Annotated in this window: 14 protein-coding genes and 1 pseudogene; 6 read left to right on the plus strand and 9 right to left on the minus strand. The window is 42.9% G+C overall.

Features of this window, described 5'->3' with window-relative positions:
- Positions 1–64: 64 nt before the first annotated feature.
- Positions 65–1,600 carry a glucose-6-phosphate dehydrogenase gene (zwf, locus tag MKY99_RS17075; RefSeq protein ID WP_339265191.1) on the minus strand — a complete coding sequence of 512 codons (1,536 nt, stop codon included), beginning with the start codon at positions 1,598–1,600 and terminating at the stop codon, positions 65–67.
- Between the two features lie 772 nt (positions 1,601–2,372).
- Here zwf and MKY99_RS17080 point away from each other — a divergent pair.
- Positions 2,373–3,260: a fructose bisphosphate aldolase gene (locus MKY99_RS17080; RefSeq protein ID WP_339265193.1), complete on the plus strand. Its 888-nt coding sequence runs from the start codon at positions 2,373–2,375 to the stop codon at positions 3,258–3,260.
- A gap of 145 nt (positions 3,261–3,405) precedes the next feature.
- Here MKY99_RS17080 and MKY99_RS17085 read toward each other — a convergent pair whose 3' ends face one another.
- A complete protein-coding gene (locus MKY99_RS17085; RefSeq protein WP_339271690.1) occupies positions 3,406–3,783 on the minus strand; it encodes a DUF1304 domain-containing protein in 378 nt (125 codons plus the stop codon).
- A 296-nt stretch (positions 3,784–4,079) separates the two neighbouring features.
- Here MKY99_RS17085 and MKY99_RS17090 point away from each other — a divergent pair, with 296 nt between their 5' ends.
- The 5 genes and pseudogenes from MKY99_RS17090 (at position 4,080) to MKY99_RS17110 (ending at position 6,469) form a co-directional block, all read left to right on the plus strand.
- Positions 4,080–4,262: a hypothetical protein gene (locus MKY99_RS17090; protein ID WP_339265195.1), complete on the plus strand. Its 183-nt coding sequence runs from the start codon at positions 4,080–4,082 to the stop codon at positions 4,260–4,262.
- A 21-nt stretch (positions 4,263–4,283) separates the two neighbouring features.
- Positions 4,284–4,748, plus strand: a pseudogene (locus MKY99_RS17095) (hypothetical protein); the annotation flags it as partial.
- A gap of 484 nt (positions 4,749–5,232) precedes the next feature.
- On the plus strand, positions 5,233–5,757 hold the full coding sequence (locus MKY99_RS17100; protein ID WP_339265197.1) for an AraC family ligand binding domain-containing protein: 525 nt from the start codon (positions 5,233–5,235) through the stop codon (positions 5,755–5,757).
- Between the two features lie 56 nt (positions 5,758–5,813).
- Positions 5,814–6,092 (plus strand): hypothetical protein, encoded by a 279-nt coding sequence (locus tag MKY99_RS17105; RefSeq protein WP_339265199.1) that lies wholly within the window; start codon positions 5,814–5,816, stop codon positions 6,090–6,092.
- A complete protein-coding gene (locus tag MKY99_RS17110; RefSeq protein ID WP_339265201.1) occupies positions 6,089–6,469 on the plus strand; it encodes a hypothetical protein in 381 nt (126 codons plus the stop codon). Before MKY99_RS17105 ends, MKY99_RS17110 begins: the two co-directional genes overlap by 4 nt.
- A 102-nt stretch (positions 6,470–6,571) precedes the next feature.
- On the opposite strand, the gene MKY99_RS17115 is transcribed toward MKY99_RS17110, so the two are convergent.
- The 7 genes from MKY99_RS17115 to MKY99_RS17145 form a co-directional block, all read right to left on the minus strand.
- Complete coding sequence (locus MKY99_RS17115) at positions 6,572–7,633, minus strand: glycoside hydrolase family 76 protein (RefSeq protein WP_339265203.1); 1,062 nt, start codon at positions 7,631–7,633, stop codon at positions 6,572–6,574.
- A gap of 12 nt (positions 7,634–7,645) precedes the next feature.
- Positions 7,646–8,701, minus strand: coding sequence for a glycoside hydrolase family 76 protein (locus tag MKY99_RS17120; protein ID WP_339265205.1), 1,056 nt, complete (start codon positions 8,699–8,701; stop codon positions 7,646–7,648).
- 33 nt (positions 8,702–8,734) lie between these two features.
- On the minus strand, positions 8,735–9,622 hold the full coding sequence (locus MKY99_RS17125) for a carbohydrate ABC transporter permease (RefSeq protein WP_076298809.1): 888 nt from the start codon (positions 9,620–9,622) through the stop codon (positions 8,735–8,737).
- Positions 9,623–9,655: 33 nt separating this feature from the next.
- Positions 9,656–10,543, minus strand: coding sequence for a sugar ABC transporter permease (locus MKY99_RS17130; RefSeq protein ID WP_076298808.1), 888 nt, complete (start codon positions 10,541–10,543; stop codon positions 9,656–9,658).
- Positions 10,544–10,608: 65 nt separating this feature from the next.
- A complete protein-coding gene (locus MKY99_RS17135) occupies positions 10,609–11,913 on the minus strand; it encodes an ABC transporter substrate-binding protein (protein ID WP_339265209.1) in 1,305 nt (434 codons plus the stop codon).
- Between the two features lie 42 nt (positions 11,914–11,955).
- Complete coding sequence (locus MKY99_RS17140) at positions 11,956–13,221, minus strand: glycoside hydrolase family 125 protein (RefSeq protein WP_339265211.1); 1,266 nt, start codon at positions 13,219–13,221, stop codon at positions 11,956–11,958.
- A 234-nt stretch (positions 13,222–13,455) separates the two neighbouring features.
- Positions 13,456–14,640: a GntR family transcriptional regulator gene (locus tag MKY99_RS17145; protein WP_339265213.1), complete on the minus strand. Its 1,185-nt coding sequence runs from the start codon at positions 14,638–14,640 to the stop codon at positions 13,456–13,458.
- Positions 14,641–14,738: the final 98 nt, after the last annotated feature.

The following is a 14,738-nucleotide window of genomic DNA, read 5'->3' on the forward strand; positions in this document are numbered from 1 at the left end:
CCTCCGATATATAGATTCTTATGATGTAATTTCTCCAAAATTGGTAAAAAAAACAGGCAGGGGCTTACGCCCCTGGCCGTATAGATTCCTGCGTTGCTGCAACTTCTGCCTGAGCAGAGAGAACTTCTGTCTCCTGATCTGCCTCATCGAACCACCAGCGATCTTCACCCAATAGCTCCATAGCCGCATCTGGACCATATGAACCTGAAGCATAAGTGTGAAGTGGCATAAGCCCCTCTTCCATCGCTTCCTGGATAGGTGTAACCCACTGCCATGACAGTTCTACTTCTCTCCAGTGAGCGAAGAAGGTAGCATCTCCACGAAGTGCATCGAAGATTAGATTCTCGTAGGCTTCTGGAACATCTGAGGTACCCGCTTCATAAGTAGCGCGGACAGGCTCAAGCTTTCCTTTTTGCAGCTGATCTTTCGTGTTAAGTTGTAGCGTTATAGCTTCATTCGGTCCAATCTCGATAATCAGCAAATTCGGTACGTCATTTCCTTTGTTCAAGTTATTACTATCATTAAACGGTTCTTTAAACTCAATGACAATACGTGTGGATTTCTCCTTCATTCTCTTACCTGTACGAACATAGAAAGGTACATCATTCCAGAGCGGATCATCTATAAATAAACGCGCTGCGATAAACGTCTCATTTTGCGAGGATTGGTTAATTCCTGGCTCATTCAAATAACCTGCAACAGGGTTCCCTTTGATTTCACCTTCTGTATATTGTCCACGGACAACATGTTTATTAACCTCATCTTTGCTAATTGGAATGAGATGCTCCATGACGTATATTTTCTTCCCACGGATTTCTTCAGGTGTACTGCCTTTAGGAAGCTGCATCGCCATCATCATCATCAACTGCAGCATATGGTTCTGGAACATATCACGAAGTGCGCCAGCTTTATCGTAATAGCCTGCCCGTTCTTCAACGCCCACAGTCTCACTCGCTGTAATTTGAACATTCGCGATATATCTATTTTTCCACAGCGCTCTTAGCACTGGATTAGAATACTTCAGAACTTCCAAATTCTGCACCATCGGTTTACCTAGGAAGTGGTCAATCCGGAAGATTTCTTCTTCAGTAAATACGACATTCAAGCTATCATTCAGCTCTCTTGCTGATTTCAAATCTGTGCCAAAAGGCTTCTCAATAATCAGACGCTTCCAGCCTTTCGTGGAACCCAGACCACTTGAGTGAATATTAGCTGCGATTTCCTTGAAGAACTCAGGACCCACAGACAAATAGAACATCCGATTCTCCGGAATATTGAACAACTGCTCGCGACGTTTAACATGCTCCAACAGCTTGGAGTAATCTTCGGTATTCCCTACGTCTAGTACGCTATATTCAAAAGCCTCCAAGAACACCTGCAATTGCGGTGAGTCAACGGCTGGTTGTCTAGAAAAAGTCTGTAAGGATTGCAGTACTTGCTTACGGAAGGCTTCGTTCGAAACTTCTCTTCTTCCTAATCCAATCACAGAAAGAGGACCTGAAATTTGACCATCTAAAAAGAGGTTATATAGTGCAGGATAGATTTTACGTTTTGCCAAATCTCCTGTAGCGCCGAATAGCACAAATGTTGATGATTCCACTTTCATTCCTCCTGTTGTTATATATTATTTATATACTTACTTTTAATTACTAACATACTCAGTAGAATCAATCATACGACTGATATTTTCATACGTCAACCTCATTTCGACATTTACGAAAAGTTATTATTTTCACAAAGCTATGAATTGGTAATTATGATTAATGTCACAAAGAAAATAGTATTGGATCATTCGCATTAAATTACTCGGATATTCACGTTGATTAATGAAAAATCTCAATCCCAGTGCGGCTTTAGCCAATTTCGATCCATCCCCTCCGATTAGAAAATCATCACACCAGCCACTTTGTAACAAGAATAAAATTTCCAGTCGCCACCTTTACTCGTGCTCGCTCGTATCTTCAAACTAACTTCAAGTAATTGATCATTTTGAAATGGACTACGTTCATAAAATATTACAAATCGATCTTGCTTTTAATCTCAACTTAGATTTTTAAGCATAAAAAAGGTCATCTTCGAGGAAGATTATCAGAGTACGCTTCAGAGAAATGATAAGAGCTATACAGTCCGATTTCTCTCAAAAATCCGCCGACTATATCCAATAGCTGCAATACAGTCCTTTACGTCAACTCGCGCTGATCTCCTTGGTTGAATCGGACTCAGAAGTCCTTAATTCTTTGGTTGCTACCAACTCATGTTGGACGGTTACCTCCTTGTTCACCCTGCCTCTTGTTTAAGGCCTGTATTTTAAGTGTTATAATTAAAGAACGCATGAATTTCCATTCAGTTTACGAAAGGAAGGAGATTTTTTCATGAATATGAAGCAATGGGATCGAATTCGGACGGGACAGGGATTTATAGCTGCCTTGGACCAGAGTGGTGGAAGTACACCTAAAGCGCTGCTGCAATATGGCATTAAAGAGGACAGCTACTCCAATGAAGATCAAATGTATGCAATGGTTCACGAGATGCGAACGCGCATTATCAAGAGCCCTGCATTTGATTCGAAGTATATACTGGGTGCAATCTTATTTGAGAACACAATGGACCGTCTCATCGACGGAAAATATACTGCTGATTATCTGTGGGAGGAAAAAGGCATTGTCCCATTTCTGAAAATAGATAAAGGACTTGCCGAGCCAGAAAACGGGGTACAGCTCATGAAGCCAATTCCCGGCTTAAATGATCTTCTGAAGCGGGCCAACGAACGGAATATCTTTGGAACGAAAATGCGCTCGGTGATTAAAGAAGCCAATCCTTCCGGCATCAAAAAAGTGGTTGAACAGCAGTTTGAAGTCGGCAAGCAAATTTTAGAAGCGGGACTGGTTCCGATTATCGAGCCTGAGGTTGATATCCATTCTGCTGATAAAACAGCGTCGGAAAAGCTGTTAAAAGAAGAACTTTCAGCTCAATTGTCTAAGCTGGGCCAAGACGTAAAGGTCATGCTTAAGCTCTCCATACCCACGGAGAATAACTTCTACCGCGAGTTAATGGACGATCCTCATGTTTTAAGAATTGTCGCTTTGTCCGGCGGTTACACTCAAGCTGAGGCCAACGATAAACTCGCCCATAATCAAGGATTAATCGCCAGCTTCTCACGTGCTTTATCTCAAGGATTAAGTTCCGGGCAGTCAGACGAAGAGTTTAACGCGCTCCTCTCCAAATCTGTCGAAGCGATTTATGCTGCCTCTATTCAATAAGTAGCTCTTCCCCTCGTGAAGACGTAAGACATAAAAAGGGCTGTTTCCTTGACAGGTAATTACCTGCCGGGAAACAGCCCTTTTTTTTAATTTGAATTAACTTTTTTAAGGGTATTGCTAGCAAACAGTTAGTTGCCGCTTCTGCTTAAGTCACAGGAAAATAAGTCGAAACTACTAGTATTAAAGCGATGAAAGCTGGAAGGCCTTGCATAAACAAAATAGATTTTTTCACTGTCAGTGCACCATAAATCGCCGCCACTATAACAGTGCAGAGGAAAAAGATTTCAACTTGGTGGCCGATATTCACATTCGGATGAACCAGTCCCCAAATTAAACCAGCAGCTAAAAATCCATTATACAACCCTTGATTCGCTGCTAGAGTTTTAGAAGCATCCGCAACTTCCTGCGTCATTCCAAAAACTCGAAGCCCTTTGGGCTTTGACCAAACGAACATTTCCAGATAGACAATATAAATATGTATTAACGCAACGAGACCGACCATGATATTACCTGCTATGATCATTTGATTAACTCCTCTTAATTTAATTTGTGTACAATTTAATTGTATCACATATTGATTAAAAGTTGTACATTCCATCATCATTTTCATATTAAAGCCGCTCAAATCCCCTTCTTAGTAATCAACAAAAGAATGCGGAAATCAAGCTACTGATTTATTAAGTTTTTATAGTCCTATTCGTTTGGTTCACTAATAGAATCTTAACTATAATTAAATGTACGAGACGAAGAACGTCCCGATTCATTCCTTTTTGAATGGATCGGGACGTTCTTTTGTTGATTAAGGGGGAATGATTAAAGATGAACTTCGAAACGGCGCATGCTTCATTTATTCAATACCATTTACAAAAAAGATCAGGGGAACGCAAAGTTCGCTTGGAACGTGGACATCGGGAAGCGGAGAAGCTATTTTGCCGTAACGTTTGGTGGTCTCTTCGATTGAATTTTGACGATCTACATCCAGAATTCGAAGTGCTCGATTAGCGGGGTCAATCCTATTTCTGTGACTTTGCATACATCACTCGGTATGTGAAGCTAGTCATCGAAATCAAAGGGTTTGGTCCACATGTTCGAGATATGGATAGAAATAAATACTGTAATGAATTGAACAGAGAAACCTTCTTATCTGCAATGGGATTTCAAGTTATTTCATTTGCATACGACGACGTCGCTAGTCGTCCCGAGATTTGCATGACACTGTTGCGAATGCTGCTTAGCCGATATCAGTCAGAATCTTCTCCAGTTAGTCTGGAGAGTGTGGCGGAACGGGAAATCATCCGACTTGCCTATACGCTTGCTCGCCCATTACGCCCAATTGATGTAGAGATTCATTTAAATATCAATCATCGATCAGCCGTTCGAATGCTGCATTCCCTCTGCACCAAAGGGGTGCTCTCACCTGTAACCGGACCAGAAGGGAAATATGTTGTAAAGTATGAACTCCAGCCCAACGCGATGAACCGCTTGTAGAAATCCTGCAATTTTACATCTTTTAAGTCCTTTATTCATCCACGGAGGAGTTTTCCTGCATAAATATAGTTTTTCACTAATTTTAAGATAACCAAGGTTAATTTAGAGTCATATTCCTGTATATTTGCAGCAATATCCTTAACCAACACCTAATTAACTGATAAATACTGCACTTTTGCAGTTTTTAAGTCGAGTTCAGCTTTAAGATTTTGAATTCTGGATTCTGGGCTTCTGTTTATGTAATCTAACATGGCGACCTGCCTCCCGATAGAATTACTCAATTCATTTTTATTGTATCGCTTTCATAACCCTTAAAGTAATAATGGAATAAAAAATGTTTGTATTTTGTCATCTTGGAGGGCCTATGAAGCAGCTATTCGAACCCGTTGTTTTTGAAGAACATAAGACCTTAGTTTGGGATTACAAAATATATACAGACGACTATTACAAAGGTTATTATCACTGGCATCAATGATGTGAAATCATGTTCGTGCATGGCGGTCAAGGAAATGTTGTTGTCAATCAGCTGATGTACGATATCCGCAGGGGCATGTTATTCTTTTTCCAGCCCTATCAGCTGCACCGGATCTATTCTGAGGTCTCTCCCGCTTGTCCTTTTGAAAGATCCATCTTCTATATTGATCCACATGTTGCGGAGAACCTGCTAGTGGGCTTTTCGAAAAGAAAAGCTTTATTCACAACACTTTGGCGAGGGGAAAATACGCATTGCGCTATTAATCTTGAAGATCGTGTTGAGATTGTGGAGTGGACTCTGGAGCAATATGATCACAATAAAAAAAGCAATCCAAGCGAAAATACCGAAGACATTTCGATGTTAATCCTTCAATTATTGAGCAGTATCAAGACTGGAGATCAGCAGATATTCCAATCAGGAGAACGGCGGACCTTGAGCTATTCTGAAAAAATCATGAGCTTACGGGTGACGAAGATGCCCAGCGTAGGGGGATTGAAGCGGCGAATTTCCTCGCTGCCCGCTATAATCCTGTAGGCAAATTCATCCGCGCATGGAATGAAGATAAATATGGCTGGGCAATTATCGACTGCATGTTGAATATCTCTCTACTGTTCTGGGCGAGCAAAGTAACTGGTGATCCACGGTATAAGCATATTGCTATTAGCCATGCAGAGACGACGATGCAATATGGTATTCGCGAGGATGGATCAACCAAACATATTCTATCTTTCGATGCGGAGACCGGGGCATATATTGAGAATTTTGGCGGTCAAGGTTATTCAGCTGAATCCTCATGGAGCCGTGGAACGGCTGGGGGCTGTACGGCTTCATCAATACCTATCGCCACAGTGGAGATGAACGGTTCTTGAACACCGCTAAGCGGATTGCCCATTATTTCATCTCGGCTTTACCTGAGGATCAAGTTCCTTATTGGGATTTCCGTCTAGCGGATGACGAACGGATGTTCAAAGATAGCTCTGCGGCATCTATCGCCGCTTCAGGTTTGTTAGAGCTTGCAGCGATCGTACCTGTAGGCGAAAAAAGTCTCTACGCTAATGCAGCGGAGCGAATTCTCCGCTCACTGACCGAAAATTACGCGACATGGGAGCAGCCAGAGCATGAAGCGATTTTATTGCATGGAACGGGCAGCGGCACTTCCTTTATCGATGTATCGCTAATCTATGGAGACTACTATTATATTGAAGCTGTAGCTAAATTGAACGGTTGGAAACATAGGATTTTCTAACAGATAAACGATTAATTTAAAATAACAAAAAGAAGCCTCTCTTTTTTAAACGGAAAATCAATGCACCATTTAAAAAGAGAAGCTTCTTTATACGCCTTTAAGTTACTTCTCCATGAGTACAGCGGCCCCTTCCAGCAACATCAAGCCACTGAGTTGAATGCTCAGTTGAACCGGAAGCTCCGGTTTCAATTCCCACGATGGACTACAAAGACCCAGCTGTTTATCCAGACCTCGTTCACATAACTGCTGAGCATTGGCCATGATTACCTCACGAATCCTGCTAGCCTCAGGAACCTCTCCACAAAGTTGAACCAGATAACGAATCAGAATCCCTTTGAATAATCCAGTATCATCGATGCCTTCATCAGGCAACATCATATTCATCGGATCGCATAGACGATCAATACATGTATTAGCAGTTCGATTCGCATCTTCTAAGTAATGGACATCCCCCGTATTCTTATACAGCTCTAAGCCCGCACCTAGAAACACTCCCTGACAATAAGTAAATTCCCAATCGAAATCAATCTGGCCATCCCCGAGTCTGTTCATTCCATCCCACACAAAACCAGTCGCAGGATCCACTAAATATGTTTTGTTCCATTCATAGATACGGAGTGCCCACTCCAGATCCTCCTGCTTTTGAAAAAGTTCATATAACCTAGCTGCTAGAATGACGGCTGGTGCATTGGCAGGTGTGTTTTTATAATCTAGCTGATCCTTCTTCCAGGCCAAACCGCCTCCAAAATGTTCATTCCAAGCTGATTTTATATCCTCCCATAGATCTAGCACAGCGTCTAAGTAGGCTTCATAACCAGTTGCCCGATAAGCTCGTAGCAGCGCCAATGCCGTCCATTCCATATCATCATAGTAATTATGCCTGAAAGTCCCACCGTTATAAGCTTGGAGATGTTCACTCAATTCCTTGATTCTCAGTGAATATGCAGGATCTCCGCTACGCTCGTAGCCATCCACTAGAATATCAATGACATGAGCCTGCCACCAGTAATAAAAATTCTCACCTGGAACGTTATACTCTCTGGGATACCATTGATTCATGATCCCCGTCTCCGCATTATAATAATTACGTTCTAGACATTGTTGGAACCACTCCGACCTTTCCTGCCAGTTAAGCGCTTCTAGGGCTTCTTTAGCTTGTGTCATAAAAAGTTCACCTCAAATCTGATCCTTAGTTAATTCAGCCATCTTCTCCAATAACTTCATTGCACTAAGTTGGGAGCTGAGCTGAATTACACCAGTAGATGACAAAGTCCAATCTGTGCCAAACAAAGCTTCGTCCTCTGACTTTCCTTGCTCCCAGAGAGATTCAGCATTCCTACGTAGAAAATCGACAGCTTCAACAGCTGCGACATCAGCTTTGACCCATTCTGCCGTATACCGAATCAGGATTCCTTTGAACAATCCAGCATCTCCATTTCCTTCGTCTGGAAGTACACCGCCCTTAGCCTCAGCAAGCTCATGAGCAGCAGCGGAAAAAGTTAATCGAGCATCCTCCAAATAGGATGGGTCCTTAGTGATACGATAGAGTTCTACAGCTGCGCCAATATAGATACCTTGGTTATAGGAGTATCTCCAATCCTTATCGATCTGGCCATTGCCCGTGCGATTCATGCCATCCCATACAAAACCCGTCGTCGGGTCTACCAGATGCTCTTTTTGCCATCTATAAATTTTTAGCGCCCATTCTAGATTCTCAGCTTCACCGAAGGCTTGATACAAACGAGCCGCTAGTATAGCTGCTGGTGCATTGGCAGGTGTATTTTTATAATCCAACTGTGACTTCTGCCAAGCGATCCCACCACCCATATGCTCGTTCCAGCCTGTCTGAATGTCTTCCCATAAAAGAAGGGCTGTATCTTTATAAACTTCCTCTCCTGTTGCTTGATAGGCACGGAGCCACGCGAGAGCCATCCATTCCATATCATCATACAACTCGTTGGGCCACACTCCCCCATTTCGTCGCAAAAGACCTTCATGAAGCGCGGAAAGCCGTTCGGCATACCATTCCTCTCTAGTTCGCTGTAATCCATCTACCAATACATCCACAGCATGAGCCATCCACCAATAATGAAAAATGGTATTACATTCTCCGTTTGGACAAGGTGTTTCTATATTGTACATTTTGATCGCGTCATTCCAGAATAATGAATCCAGCGCGGCTTGTGCTTGATTCGCCCGTTCCTCCCAAATCCCGATCTCCAATTGGTTCATATAAACTCTCTCCCTAATTCGATTTTTATTGAATTAACCTTTTATGCCACTGAATGCAATCCCCTGCACAAAATAACGCTGAAGTGCCAGAAAGAGCACCAATATCGGCAGAATCGCAACAAGCGCACCAGCCATCATTGGACCGTAATCCGTTTGGAAATTATAGGAGAAGGCTTGAAGTCCCATCTGGATCGTTGCTTTATCCGGGTCATTCAGTACAATCATGGGCCATAGGAAGCTGTTCCAGCCCGCTTGAAAAGTAAAGATGCTTAAAGTCGCCAGCGCTGGTTTGGTCAGCGGCAAATAAATGCGCCAAAATATCTTAAACTCTCCACAGCCTTCGATCCGGGCCATTTCCATCATGTCACTAGGTAGGGTAAGAAAGAATTGCCGCATAAAGAACACAGCAAAAGTTCCTGAAGCCCCCGGAAGAATAATTCCCCAGAAGGAGTTCATCAACCCGTTCCCCCCACTGCCAAAAATATCGTTACCTCCGAAAAATGGAATATGACGCATGACATAAACTGTAGGGATCATCGTCACTATGCCCGGTATCATCATCGCCGCTAGCAGCACGCGGAATATTGGCTTATTGAGCTTAAAATTCAACTTTGCGAATGCGTAGCCACTGATCGAACCAAAAAACAGATTCGCCAGTACACCTGCTACAGCAAGCACAAGTGAATTCCAGAAAAAGAGGGCAAATGGAACCGTTGTAAACGCCTTACGATAGTGCTCTAAGGTCAAATGTGAAGGAAACCATCGAATGGGCATGGCGAATATCTCTTCGTCAGGCTTCAAAGATGTAAGAACACTCCAATAGAAAGGTAAAAACATTACGATTGCAATAACAATGCACACTATATAATAAATAGATTTACTTAAGCGTCTTTTTAATAACGAACTTCCACTAGCATCCATACCTCTATCCCCTTTCTGCATGACAAGCCCGGCTTATACAATGGACTCCTCCGCCTTTGTGATCCGCATGTTTATAAGTGAGAATATGAGAATCGCCACAGCAAGCACAAAAGCTTGTGCAGACGCATACCCCATTTGTAATTGATTAAAGCCCTGTTGATAGATCAGATAAACCGGAGTTTTCGTCATATTCGCTGGACCACCCTGCGTCAGCACAAAAGCTTGGTCGAACAACTGTAACGCACCAATGATTGCCATCGTGCTGACTAGAAAGGTCGTAGGACGTAGTTGCGGCCAAGTAATATACCGGAAACAATCCAGTTTATTGGCACCGTCCAGCCTTGCGGATTCATACAAATAGTCAGGCACACCTTGCAGACCTGCCAAGTAGATAATCATATTAGAACCTACCGACTGCCAAAGGGTAAGCATAATAATGGACAACATCGCCGTTCGGGTCTCGGATAACCAAGCTGGACCTGTAATCCCAACATAGGACAACAATCCGTTAACCAAACCAAATTCAGGATGCAAAAGCCAGATCCAAACGGTAGCAGCAGCAACGGCGGATGTAAGAGTTGGCAGATAATTCAGAGTGCGGAACAGCTTCACCCCACGCCAGCTTCGACTAAGTAGAATCGCGAGGAGCAGCGAAATCAGGATATTTAGCGGAACGAAAATGATCGAATAAAAAAATACATTTCGGAATGTTTTCCATAACAAACTGTCCTCTATCAAACGGCGATAGTTATCAAAACCGATCCAATCATTTCTACTAAGTACATCGTAATTGGTAAAGCTTAAATACAGCGCCATTACCACGGGAATGACCGTGAATACTGTAAACAACAATATCGTGGGTGTAATAAACAGATAAGCCGTCCGAGCCTGATGTTTTTCTAGCTTTCTGATGGAAGCCATTTCAGCTCCCCCCTCCTAAGCAAAAGGGAGGCAAGACCTCCCCCTTACTTCAAATGTCTTACTTATTACTTCACGACCTCATTATCCTTTAGCATTTTGTCGCCTTCTTCTTGTGATTTCTTTAAGGTTTCGTCAATACTCAGCTTGTTCTGCTGGTTTAGCTGCAAATTGGGTGCCAACGCGTCGGTTTCCATCACGGAATAACCAGGGTGGTTTGGACGAACCTTAGCGAATTCCAGTGTTTCTAGAAACGGCTGCCACTTGGGATCATCTCTGAAGAATGGATCTTCCATAGACGGCTTATAGCCAGGCAGATTCAGACTGGTCTTGGCCCAGAGCAATGCGTTATCCTTGTTCGCTGTCCACCATTTAATGAACTCCCACGCCTCTTCCTTATGTTTGGAGCCTTCTGGAATCACCAGACCAAATCCGCCCATAACACTGCCTTTATCCCCGTTTGGTCCAGCTGGAGGGGGTACGATTCCATAATCTAGATCTTTACCATATTTGTTATAAGTGCTGAGCATCCACGGACCGGAATATAACATAGCAACTTTGCCTGTGACAAAAGCATCTTGCCCTTCCCCAAGTCCAAGCTCAAACCCTACTTTATACACCTTATCTTTGTTCATCAGACGATCCCAGAACTCTAGTACCTGTTTGCCTTTATCATTATTAAAATTGGTCTTTCCATCCTCCGTAAGCATGGTGCCGCCAGCCTGTTGAAGATACATATTAAAAAGCCCCAAATCCCCCATTGAAAAACCTGCAATTTCCAATTTATTGCCGTTCCATTTGGTGAGCTTCGTAGCAGCCGCCTCTAGCTCATCCCATGTTGTTGGAGGCTGAAGTCCTGCATCTGCGAGCAGCTTCTTATTATAGAAAAGAGCGCGGGCATCTACGGTAAGCGGCAGCCCATATAATTTGTCATCGTATGAAAGCTCACGAAGGGATTCGCTGTAGAAGTCATCTTTGGAAATACCGTCACGCGTTAAGTATTCGTCAACCGGATGCAGGACGTTTTTCGGAGCATACAATGAAGTTCTCCAGCGATCCCAAAACAGCACATCAGGAGTGCCGCCATTGGTTGCGGAAGTCAGGAACTTCGTGATCATATCCTGCTGCAGCACATACTTTACATGAATCTTATCCTGAGATTTATTAAAGGCATCGACCATGGTCTCAAATTGTTTCTGTCCCTCACCGCCCCAATCCCCCCAGAAGGTAAGCTCCGTCTTTTTTCCATCACCGCTCCCTGATTTACTTGCAGTTCCTGACTCTTTACCGGTAGACCCATTACTGCCACCGCAGCCCGTAGCAAGTGAAGCTGTCATAACCAAAGCAAGTGTGGTAACCAGCCATTTTTTCATGTTCTCTATCCCCTTTAGAGTCAATTGAAAAACTTGTAGACATTAACCCCGCTTAACTTGTAACCCGCAGCGCATAAGCACCAGCTCGCAGAACATCATATTTGCCCATGAGAACCATGGACGTGTAAATTCGTCAGGATTATCCACATGAAACCCTTCATGCATAAATCCGGTGCCCGCATCCGTCTTCTCCAGCATATTAAGCAAGGATTCCTGTTCCTCATTGCTGGTAGATGTCATACCCTGGATCGCTAAAGCTATAGGCCAGATATAACGACTAGGCGTATGTGGACTTCCAATACCAGAAGCCTCCTTTCCAGCGAAGAAATAAGGATTATTGCTACTTAAAATAAGCTTTCGGGTATTTTTGTAGATAGGATCATCGGCACTCACATAACCCAAATAAGGGATAGAGAGCAGACTCGGCACATTTGCATCATCCATCAAATTCACCTGTCCACGGCCATCTACTTCATATGCATAGACTGTCCCAAACTCTGGGTGGTCTACGATTCCATACTGGCGTATTCCCTCATTAATCTGTTCAGAAAGTCTTCTAGCTTTCAATTCCAGTTCCTGATCCCTTAGGATCTCTCGGGCAATTTCACATACATACTCTAAAACAACCACAGCGAACATATTTGCAGGAACCAAATACCCGTAGTCACAGGCATCATCGCTAGGACGAAATCCAGACCAAGTCATTCCTGTATATGCTGTCAACGTTCCTTTGCCTTCACGCGCTAATGTATCCGTAGGTGGACAGTTCATCCGTTGAAAAAGATAATTGGAATCGCTCTCATGTTTCTGTTCAGTAGTCCATAATGCAATAATTCTTTCTACACCCTTAACAAATGAATCATTAAACTGACTAGTTCGGCCCGAATTCTTCCAGAGCAGATAACCCAGTTGGATCTGATAGCATAATGAATCAATCTCATATTTTCTTTCCCACACTCCTGGGCTCATCGCTGTAACATCCTCCTGATGGCCATTTCCATTAACTTCTTCATTGAAAGCATTCGCATAAGGGTCAAGCTGGATGCAGGCGAATTGTCTTTGTACAATTCCCTCAATCATGTCCGCAATTTCTTCATCCTCGGAGGCAAGGATCAGAAAGGATCTAACCTGAGCGGCCGAGTCCCGCAGCCACATCGCTGGAATATCTCCGGTAATGACAAAAGTGGTGCCATTTGCCATTCTTTTTAAGGTTGTATTCCAGGTGTTAGCCATACATTTCTCGAACATTTCGGCTAATTTTGGACGATCACTCAGCTGCGCTTTTACATTAGATGCCAGTTTCTTCATCGATTCAGGGATTTCTCTGGTTGCTTTCAGTTATAATACCCCCTTTTTCTTTTTCCTTTGAAGCGCTTTCACAAATTAGTATATTGTCATGTGGTTAGTATGTCAATATGTTTATTTATTGATAATGATATATCAATACTTCTATAATGTTAAACATCTATCTAAAACAAACAAAAAAACCCATCCAAAGAGATAGGTTTTTATAACAACTAATTTATGGATAATCGCATAAAATTAATTAGAATTAGATGGTTTAGCAGAACCCGTAGATTCACCAGAAACCAACTCAGCTTCCAGCATTATCTTATTCGATACAGTCTGGCCGTTCATAATTTGCAGGACATTCTCAACTGCCAGTCGCCCCATTTCTTCTTCATTCTGCCGCAAATGAGTGAACGCATAACCCGATCCGAGTGGAGTAGGTGGACTATCAAAGCAAATGATCGAAATATCCTCTGGAATCCGCAACCCAAGTCGTTCAACCGCAGTTCTAGCCAGCAGGGCAATATTATATTCCACGGCAAAAAGCGCCGTTATTGTTGGATTCTCTTGTAAATGAGAAACTAGCCGTGAGATATCGTGTTCAATATTCTCATCATTAAAGGAATTTGGTAATGTTGAGGTTAAATCACTAACCCACAACCCCTTATCTACAGCTATCCCCCGCTCCGCATGTGCTTGTATAAACCCCTCCACCCGCTCCTCAAGAGCGGTCGTATCCGCTGGAGGTGGAGAGAGGAAAGAGATATGAGTATGCCCGAGATCAAATAAGTACTCCGTCCCTTTAAGTGCAGCCTTTATGTTATCCGTGCCGATCGAAGCAGCCGCTACTCCTTTCAGATGGCGATCTACCAGAACTAAAGGGAAACGCCCGATCACCAATTTTAGAATCTCCGCATTAAAAAATTCGCCTTGAGCCGGAAAAACAATCAGACCATCTACACCCAAGCTAAGCAACTTCTGAATAGACTGTTCTTCGTTCTCTGGTACGCCAAATGTTCTTCGTAGAACGAGGAAACAATCATTATCACGGGAAGCCTGTTCCATCCCATAAATCAAGCCTGTTCCATAACTGTTGCCAAAGTCGGTAATAATCAGACCAATCGTCTTTTCCTCATGGTTAAAGGCATTAAAAACAGTCCCGTCGGAGGTCGTCTCAGGAGACATAACTGAATCTATGTAGTCAACTGCCGGATCAGCCACAAACGAACCTCTTCCCGGTTTTCTCACAATCAAATGCTCGGCGGCTAGCATTTCCAGAGCTTTTTTACTCGTAATCCGACTTACATTATAAGTTTCGGCCAGTTCTTTTTCTGAAGGAACTCGCTCCCCTTGTCCATAGGATTTATTTACAATAAGCTGCTTCACTTCATCAAATATTTTTTCATACATCGGTTTGGATGACGTTGTCTCATTCATAACTTTCGTTATCTCCTGACTCTAATTTTTTCATCTTTATACATAATAATATATCATGATATATTAAGTTTGTCGACATTTGTACTGAAGCAGTTGAA

The sequence above is a fragment of the Paenibacillus sp. FSL R5-0470 genome (assembly GCF_037975205.1).
Classification (GTDB): Bacteria; Bacillota; Bacilli; order Paenibacillales; family Paenibacillaceae; genus Paenibacillus_AQ.

Bases quoted from the DNA above. Each gene is read 5' to 3' on its own strand.
- MKY99_RS17080 (WP_339265193.1), top strand. From the start codon at position 2,373: ATGAATATGAAGCAATGGGATCGAATTCGGACGGGACAGGGATTTATA.
- MKY99_RS17085 (WP_339271690.1), bottom strand. From the start codon at position 3,783: ATGATCATAGCAGGTAATATCATGGTCGGTCTCGTTGCGTTAATACAT.
- MKY99_RS17090 (WP_339265195.1), top strand. From the start codon at position 4,080: ATGAACTTCGAAACGGCGCATGCTTCATTTATTCAATACCATTTACAA.
- MKY99_RS17100 (WP_339265197.1), top strand. From the start codon at position 5,233: ATGTTCGTGCATGGCGGTCAAGGAAATGTTGTTGTCAATCAGCTGATG.
- MKY99_RS17105 (WP_339265199.1), top strand. From the start codon at position 5,814: ATGTTGAATATCTCTCTACTGTTCTGGGCGAGCAAAGTAACTGGTGAT.
- MKY99_RS17115 (WP_339265203.1), bottom strand. From the start codon at position 7,633: ATGACACAAGCTAAAGAAGCCCTAGAAGCGCTTAACTGGCAGGAAAGG.
- MKY99_RS17120 (WP_339265205.1), bottom strand. From the start codon at position 8,701: ATGAACCAATTGGAGATCGGGATTTGGGAGGAACGGGCGAATCAAGCA.
- MKY99_RS17125 (WP_076298809.1), bottom strand. From the start codon at position 9,622: ATGGATGCTAGTGGAAGTTCGTTATTAAAAAGACGCTTAAGTAAATCT.
- MKY99_RS17130 (WP_076298808.1), bottom strand. From the start codon at position 10,543: ATGGCTTCCATCAGAAAGCTAGAAAAACATCAGGCTCGGACGGCTTAT.
- MKY99_RS17135 (WP_339265209.1), bottom strand. From the start codon at position 11,913: ATGAAAAAATGGCTGGTTACCACACTTGCTTTGGTTATGACAGCTTCA.
- MKY99_RS17140 (WP_339265211.1), bottom strand. From the start codon at position 13,221: ATGAAGAAACTGGCATCTAATGTAAAAGCGCAGCTGAGTGATCGTCCA.
- MKY99_RS17145 (WP_339265213.1), bottom strand. From the start codon at position 14,640: ATGAATGAGACAACGTCATCCAAACCGATGTATGAAAAAATATTTGAT.